Origin of the sequence: Pseudomonas sp. R62 (assembly GCF_000257605.1) — a bacterium.
GTDB lineage: Bacteria > Pseudomonadota > Gammaproteobacteria > Pseudomonadales > Pseudomonadaceae > Aquipseudomonas > Aquipseudomonas atacamensis.
On sequence record NZ_JH635998.1, the window covers coordinates 3,503,000 to 3,510,389 of the forward strand.

At 60.1% G+C, this 7,390-nt stretch carries 8 protein-coding genes and 1 pseudogene; 7 read left to right on the top strand and 2 right to left on the bottom strand.

The features are described 5' to 3' along the window. The coding region (apbC, locus tag OQK_RS16875; protein ID WP_038861026.1) for an iron-sulfur cluster carrier protein ApbC at positions 1–775 on the top strand (775 nt) is incomplete at its 5' end. Positions 776–906: 131 nt separating this feature from the next. On the opposite strand, the gene OQK_RS16880 is transcribed toward apbC, so the two are convergent. Continuing rightward, a complete protein-coding gene (locus OQK_RS16880; RefSeq protein WP_016773416.1) occupies positions 907–1,665 on the bottom strand; it encodes an SDR family oxidoreductase in 759 nt (252 codons plus the stop codon). Positions 1,666–1,828: 163 nt separating this feature from the next. Here OQK_RS16880 and OQK_RS16885 point away from each other — a divergent pair, with 163 nt between their 5' ends. The 4 genes from OQK_RS16885 (at position 1,829) to groL (ending at position 5,352) form a co-directional block, all read left to right on the top strand. After that, positions 1,829–2,554 (top strand): HugZ family pyridoxamine 5'-phosphate oxidase, encoded by a 726-nt coding sequence (locus OQK_RS16885; protein ID WP_016773417.1) that lies wholly within the window; start codon positions 1,829–1,831, stop codon positions 2,552–2,554. A gap of 71 nt (positions 2,555–2,625) precedes the next feature. Next, positions 2,626–3,102: an FxsA family protein gene (locus tag OQK_RS16890; protein WP_016773418.1), complete on the top strand. Its 477-nt coding sequence runs from the start codon at positions 2,626–2,628 to the stop codon at positions 3,100–3,102. Between the two features lie 259 nt (positions 3,103–3,361). Continuing rightward, positions 3,362–3,655 (top strand): co-chaperone GroES, encoded by a 294-nt coding sequence (locus OQK_RS16895; protein WP_007916610.1) that lies wholly within the window; start codon positions 3,362–3,364, stop codon positions 3,653–3,655. Positions 3,656–3,705: 50 nt separating this feature from the next. Next, a complete protein-coding gene (groL, locus tag OQK_RS16900; protein WP_016773419.1) occupies positions 3,706–5,352 on the top strand; it encodes a chaperonin GroEL in 1,647 nt (548 codons plus the stop codon). A 199-nt stretch (positions 5,353–5,551) separates the two neighbouring features. On the opposite strand, the gene OQK_RS16905 is transcribed toward groL, so the two are convergent. Further along, positions 5,552–6,295 (bottom strand): phosphatase PAP2 family protein, encoded by a 744-nt coding sequence (locus OQK_RS16905; protein WP_016773420.1) that lies wholly within the window; start codon positions 6,293–6,295, stop codon positions 5,552–5,554. A gap of 209 nt (positions 6,296–6,504) precedes the next feature. On the opposite strand from OQK_RS16905, the gene colR reads away from it, so the two are divergent. Together colR and OQK_RS16915 are read left to right on the top strand one after the other, a co-directional pair. After that, entirely contained in the window at positions 6,505–7,188 is a 684-nt protein-coding gene (colR, locus tag OQK_RS16910) for a two-component system response regulator ColR (protein ID WP_016773421.1), read from the top strand. Further along, positions 7,178–7,390 (top strand): annotated as a pseudogene (locus OQK_RS16915) (two-component sensor histidine kinase); the annotation flags it as partial. The gene colR and the pseudogene OQK_RS16915, both read left to right, overlap by 11 nt.

Genomic DNA, 7,390 nt, shown 5'->3' on the forward strand with positions numbered 1-7,390 from the left:
CAAGGGCGGCGTGGGCAAATCCACCACCGCTGCCAACCTCGCGCTGGCGCTGGCCCGTGAAGGCGCCAAAGTCGGCATCCTCGACGCCGATATCTACGGCCCGAGCCAGGGCATCATGTTCGGCATTCCCGAGCGCACCCGGCCCGAGGTCAAGGATCAGAAGTGGTTCGTGCCGCTCAAGGCTCACGGCGTGGAAGTCATGTCGATGGCCTTCCTGACCGACGACAACACGCCGATGGTCTGGCGCGGGCCGATGGTTTCCGGGGCGCTGCTGCAACTGGTCACGCAAACCGCGTGGGGCGATCTGGATTATCTGGTCATCGACATGCCACCAGGCACCGGCGACATCCAGCTGACCCTGGCGCAGAAAGTCCCGGTGGCCGGTGCGGTGATCGTCACTACGCCGCAGGATCTGGCGCTGCTCGACGCACGCAAAGGCGTGGAAATGTTCCGCAAGGTCAACATTCCGGTGCTGGGCGTGGTGGAAAACATGGCCGTGCACATCTGCTCGAACTGCGGGCATGCCGAGCATCTGTTCGGTGAAGGCGGCGGCGAGAAACTGGCCACCCAGTACGGCGTCGAACTACTGGCCTCACTGCCGCTGTCGATGCTGATCCGCGAACAGGCCGATGGCGGCAAGCCAACCGTAATCGCCGAGCCGGACAGCCAGATTGCCATGGTCTATCAGGAACTGGCCCGCCACGTCGGTGCGCGCATTGTCTTGCAGGAAGCGGCCACGCCGGCGATGCCGAATATCACCATCAGCGACGATTGATCCATCGGCAGCGCTGAAAAACCTGTGGGAGCGAGCTTGCTCGCGAAAGCGGTAGATCAGACAACCAATGGGTTGAATGACACACCGCATTCGCGAGCAGGCTCGCTCCCACATTTGTTTCAGGGTGACAGTCAGATCCGCAACCCGCCATCCATCTCCAGAATCCGCCCGGTGTAGTAGTCGTTCTCGAAGATATACGCCGCCGAATGGGCGATCTCTTCGGGCTTGCCCATGCGCTTGAGCGGAATGCCCGACGTCATCTTTTCCAGCGCTTCCGGCTTCATGCCCAGGGTCATCTCGGTTTCGATGAAGCCCGGTGCGATGCCCGCGACACGAATGCCGTAACGCGCCAGCTCCTTCGCCCAGGTCACGGTCGCCGCCGCGACGCCGGCCTTGGCTGCGGAATAGTTGGTCTGGCCGACGTTGCCCGCACGGGAGATCGACGAAATGTTGATGATCGCACCGCTGTTCTTCAGCTCGACCATTTTCGCTGCGACTTCACGGGTGCAGAGGAACACGCCGGTGAGGTTGACGTCGATCACCGCCTGCCACTGCGCCAGGCTCATCTTGGTCATCTCACCGTCCTTGACCTTCAGCAACAGACCATCGCGCAGGATCCCGGCGTTGTTGATCAGGCCGTGGATGGCGCCGAAGTCTTCCGCCACTTGCGCGACCATGTGCTCGACCTGTTCTTCATTGGCGACGTTGCACAGGTAGCTGCGCGCTTCGACACCTTTGGCTTTGCAGGCGGCCACGGCGTCGTCGAGTTTTTCCTGATTCAGATCGACCAGGGCCAGTTTCGCGCCCTTGCCGGCGAAATACTCGGCCATGGAACGGCCCAAACCCTGGCAACCGCCGGTGATAATGATTACTTTGTCGTTGAGTTGCATTCGCATGTCCCGCTGGCAGGTCTGAGTTGTTTTTGTTGTCGGCAACGCTCGATAGGCACCGGTCAGGCCTGGTTGCACACGAACATCTGCCCGATGCGCGCCGGTTACTTTTCGCTGCGCGCCTGTCCGTTTTCTAGACGGAACCCATTTAAGGAGTCACAAATTGAGCGCTGAAGTGGCGAAGAATGCCCGAGAATTGCTTCTCAAGGAATACCGTGGAGTGCTGTCGACCCACTCCAAATCGATGCCGGGTTTTCCCTTTGGCTCGGTTGTGCCGTATTGCCTGGACGAGCAGGGCCGGCCGCTGATCCTGATCAGCCGCATCGCCCAGCACACGCATAACCTGCAGAAAGATCCGAAGTGTTCGATGCTGGTGGGCGAGCGCGAGGCCGACGATGTGCAGGCGGTCGGGCGGCTGACCTATCTGGCCCAAGCGCAGAAACTCGAAGACCCGGCCGCCATCGAGGCTGCCGCCGAGCGTTATTACCGCTACTTCCCCGACTCGCAGAATTATCACCAGGCCCACGATTTCGATTTCTGGGTGCTCGATCCGGTGCGCCATCGCTACATCGGCGGCTTTGGTGCGATCCACTGGATCGACGATCTGACCTTGGCCAACCCGTTCGCCGGCAAGGCGGAAATCAGCATGGTCGAGCACATGAACAGCGACCACGCCAAGGCCATCGCCCATTACGTCGAGCTGGCCGGGCTGCCGAACAGTGTGCCGGCGCAACTGGCCGGGATCGACAGCGAAGGCATGCACCTGCGCATTGGTCAGGCCGTCTACTGGTTGCCCTTCGCTGCGCCATGTAATACGCCGACACAAGTGCGCGAGGCCTTGGTTTCTCTGGCTCACGCCCAGTCCTGGCCGAAAAAAGCGCAAAGTTAAGCTTGAATTCACGCAAGGGCGACGTCATCTAAGGCTTACTGCAAGGCATTTCTTGCGTTGAGGAAACTTTGATGCGCCCTTTTCTGTTGCTCTTTCTGCTGTTTCCAGTGCTGGAGCTGTTCGTATTCGTCAAAGTGGCAGGCTCAATCGGGTTCTTCCCGGCCCTGCTGCTGATCATTCTCGGCTCGATGTTCGGTGTGTTCGTGCTGCGCGTCGCCGGTCTGGCCACCGCATTGCGTGCCCGGGAAAGCCTGAATCGCGGCGAATTGCCCGCGCAGACCATGCTCGAAGGCCTGATGCTGGCACTGGCCGGCGGCCTGTTGATCATTCCCGGCTTCATCAGTGACGTGGTCGGTCTGGTGATGCTGTTGCCGGTCACCCGTCGTCTGCTGGCGAACAAGATGCGCCAGCGTGCTGAAGACCAGGCGATGCGCCAGCGTGCCTTCGCCGACGACCTGCAACCCCGTGGCGGCCCGGCCCCGCGCGAGCCGCTCGGTCGAGAGCCGAATGTGATCGAAGGCGAGTTCGAACACCGCGACAACAAGTGATATCAGCATCGACACGGCACCTGCGGGTGCCGTGCTCGTTTATGGCTGTTATTTACTGTGTCTGGATGAAAAATTTTTTCCGCCAGCCCTTGTAATCGGCTTGTACGCCCCTATGTATCGGTCACCGAAAGGTTTCCGGTATTCAAACCGGACAGACTTGCGCGGTTCGCTCGACGGACCGCAACCGGCGCAGGCCGGATTCGTTAAACCCGCCGGGACTACACCGGCCGATGAAAACCACAATTAGGAGAGATCGACAATGAAGCTTCGTCCTCTGCATGACCGCGTCGTCATCCGTCGCAGCGAAGAAGAAAAGAAAACCGCTGGCGGTATCGTCCTGCCAGGTTCGGCTGCTGAAAAAGCCAACCACGGTGTGATTCTCGCTGTAGGCCCGGGCAAAGCTCTGGAAAACGGTGAAGTGCGTGCACTGTCCGTGAAGGAAGGCGACAAGGTTGTGTTCGGTCCTTACTCCGGCAGCAACACTGTGAAAGTCGATGGCGAAGACCTGCTGGTAATGAGCGAGAACGAAATCCTCGCGGTTATCGAAGGCTGATATCCCCGTTCATTTTCCCGCTACTACAAAGTATTTAAGGAATATCGATCATGGCTGCTAAAGAAGTTAAGTTCGGCGATGCCGCCCGTACCAAGATGCTCAAAGGCGTCAACGTTCTGGCTGACGCGGTAAAAGCGACCCTGGGCCCGAAAGGCCGTAACGTGGTTATCGAGAAAAGCTTCGGCGCTCCGACCATCACCAAGGACGGCGTTTCCGTCGCCAAAGAAATCGAACTGGATGACCGCTTCGAAAACATGGGCGCGCAGCTGGTCAAAGACGTTGCCTCCCGTGCCAACGATGACGCTGGTGACGGTACTACCACCGCTACCGTTCTGGCTCAGTCGATCGTCAACGAAGGCCTGAAGGCCGTCGCTGCCGGCATGAACCCGATGGACCTGAAACGCGGTATCGACAAGGCGACCATCGCCATTGTCAAAGAGCTCAAAGCCCTGTCCAAGCCATGCGCTGACTTCAAAGCCATCGCTCAGGTCGGCACCATCTCGGCCAACTCCGACAACTCCATCGGCGACATCATTGCCGAAGCCATGGAAAAAGTCGGTAAAGAAGGCGTGATCACCGTTGAAGAAGGCTCGGGCCTGGAAAACGAACTGTCGGTTGTAGAAGGCATGCAGTTCGACCGTGGCTACCTGTCGCCATACTTCGTCAACAAGCCGGACACCATGGTTGCCGAGCTCGACGGCCCGCTGATCCTGCTGGTCGACAAGAAGATCTCGAACATCCGCGAAATGCTGCCAGTGCTGGAAGCCGTTGCCAAAGCCGGCCGTCCGCTGCTGATCGTGGCCGAAGACGTTGAAGGCGAAGCCCTGGCGACTCTGGTTGTGAACAACATGCGTGGCATCGTCAAAGTCGCTGCCGTCAAGGCACCGGGCTTCGGCGACCGTCGCAAGGCCATGCTGCAGGACATCGCTGTTCTGACCGGCGGCACCGTTATCTCCGAAGAGATCGGTCTGAGCCTGGAAAGCACCACCCTGGAGCACCTGGGTAACGCCAAGCGCGTGACCCTGTCCAAGGAAAACACCATCATCGTTGACGGTGCTGGCGTGCAGGCAGACATCGAAGGCCGTATCGCTCAGATCCGCGCCCAGGTTGCCGAAACCTCCTCGGACTACGACCGTGAAAAACTGCAAGAGCGTCTGGCCAAGCTGTCCGGCGGCGTTGCAGTGATCAAGGTTGGCGCTGGTTCCGAAGTTGAAATGAAAGAGAAGAAAGCCCGCGTTGAAGACGCCCTGCACGCAACCCGCGCAGCCGTTGAAGAAGGCGTGGTACCTGGCGGTGGCGTGGCGCTGATCCGTGCTCTGGAAGCACTGACCGAGCTGACCGGCGACAACGCTGACCAGAACGTCGGTATCGCTGTGCTGCGTCGCGCTGTTGAAGCGCCGCTGCGTCAGATCGCTGCCAACTCCGGTGACGAGCCAAGCGTAGTCGTCAACGAAGTGAAGAACGGCAAAGGTAACTTCGGTTACAACGCTGCTTCCGGCGAATACGGCGACATGATCGAAATGGGTATCCTGGACCCAACCAAGGTAACCCGTTCGGCTCTGCAAGCTGCAGCCTCCATCGGCGGTCTGATCCTGACCACCGAAGCAGCGGTTGCCGACGCACCGAAGAAAGAAGGTGCAGCTGGCGGCGGTATGCCAGACATGGGCGGCATGGGTGGCATGGGCGGCATGATGTAAGCCAGCCCTGGCCCTGTAACGCAAAACCCCGCTGGCGAAAGTCAGCGGGGTTTTTTATTGCCCGAATTCCGGGGTGGGCTACAGACCGAGGTGTGGCCATCGCTGGCAAGCCAGCTCCCACAGGAATCCAAGGTCGGGCACATAGTGTGTGAACACCCTCAGTCCCTGTGGGAGCTGGCTTGCCAGCGATGGCGTCCGATCAAGCGCTGACGGGGAGTGCTTTGACAACCGTTGCAGTCTTGCCAGCCGGGCGATACAGCACCCAGTAATAAGCCCCCAGACAAATCAGCCAGCAGAAAATCGCCGTCCACACGTTGTGCGAAAAGAAGTGCGCGCCCTGCATCATGCGGCTGATCGAGAACACCGAGCCCAGCGCAAAGGCGAACACAAACGCCTGCCGCGCCAGTCGCGGGCGGCGGTCACGCAACACGAAGAACAACGCAAACAACGTAAACCCGGTTGCCGCATGGCCACCCGGCCAGCAACGTCCCGGCTTGTCCGTGGCGGGGCGATGCTCCATCAGTTTGCTGTAGGTCTCGTGACCGCCGAATTGCTCCAGGCTCCATGGGCACTGCACGGCGGTGACGGCTTTGACCGGCGTGACAAACGAAGTTGCCAGCCCTAGCGACAGCACCAGGCAACCGAGTTCGCGCTTGAACGGTTTCAGCCTTTGGATGAAAAACGCGCCGATGAAACCGAGGATGGCAAACCCCGAGAAGCCGATCACCAGCTGTTTCGCCCGGTCATGCAGGATGTCTTCGAGAAAATAGCTGTGCCGCCCGATGAAGTCCCCGGCCACCGGGTCGTAGAACATTTGCGCCAGAACCATGTCCAGATCGGTCAGTTCGAGCAACAGCAGAATGATCGCCGCCGCTGCGGGAATGCCCAGACACAACCACCAGTTCAGCGGTCTTGAAGCGGGAAGGGCAGAGGTCGACACCATGGCAGGTTCCTTGGTCGATGAACGGAGGAGAGAGCGTAATCGCGCGGAGTCTGCGCGCGCTGGCGTCGGCGATTTGTTAACCGAAAGTGAAAAAAACGTCGCAGCGCGCGCAGTGCAGGTTTATCGAAAAACGCCCCTAGCCCTCAGCCACACTTGGCCGTAAGCTGCGCGGGCCAAGACGGCCGTTACCCCGTTCGGAGGAGATGTCCATGCGAATTCTGCTGGTCGAAGACAACCGTGACATCCTGGCCAATCTGGCCGATTACCTGGGCATGAAAGGCTATACCGTCGATTGCGCACAAGACGGCTTGTCCGGTCTGCATCTGGCGGCCACCGAGCATTACGACCTGATCGTGCTCGACATCATGCTGCCCGGCATCGACGGCTACACCTTGTGCAAACGCCTGCGCGAAGATGCCCGGCGCGATACGCCTGTGATCATGCTGACCGCCCGCGACCAACTCGACGACCGGCTGCAGGGCTTCAAGTCCGGCGCCGACGATTACCTGATCAAACCATTTGCGCTGTCCGAACTGGCCGCCCGCGTCGAAGCGGTCATGCGCCGTGCTCAGGGCGGCGGTCGCCGCGCATTGCAGGTCGGTGATCTGAGCTACGACCTCGACACCCTGGAAGTGACCCGCGAAGGCAAGCTGCTCAAGCTCAACCCGGTCGGTCTCAAGCTGCTCGCGGTGTTGATGCAGAAGAGCCCGCACGTACTGCGTCGGGAGATTCTCGAGGAAGCGCTGTGGGGCGATGACTGCCCCGACAGCGACAGCCTGCGCAGCCATGTTCACCAGTTGCGCCAAGTGATCGACAAGCCATTCGCCAAGCCACTGCTGCACACCGTGCACGGTGTCGGTTATCGCTTGGCCGAGGGGCGAGATGGAGTTTAAGCAGAGTCTTTCCCAGCGGATCATCATCGCCTTTGCGCTGATGAGCGCACTGGTCGCCGGCGCTTTCGCCATGGGCATCGTTGCGACGGTGCACCTGGTGGAAGAGAAACTGATTTCCGCAGGGCTGGGCGGCGACCTGCAACGTTTGCTGCTGATGGACAACGTCTCCGACTGGAGCCACCGCCCCGAGCCGGATCAGTTG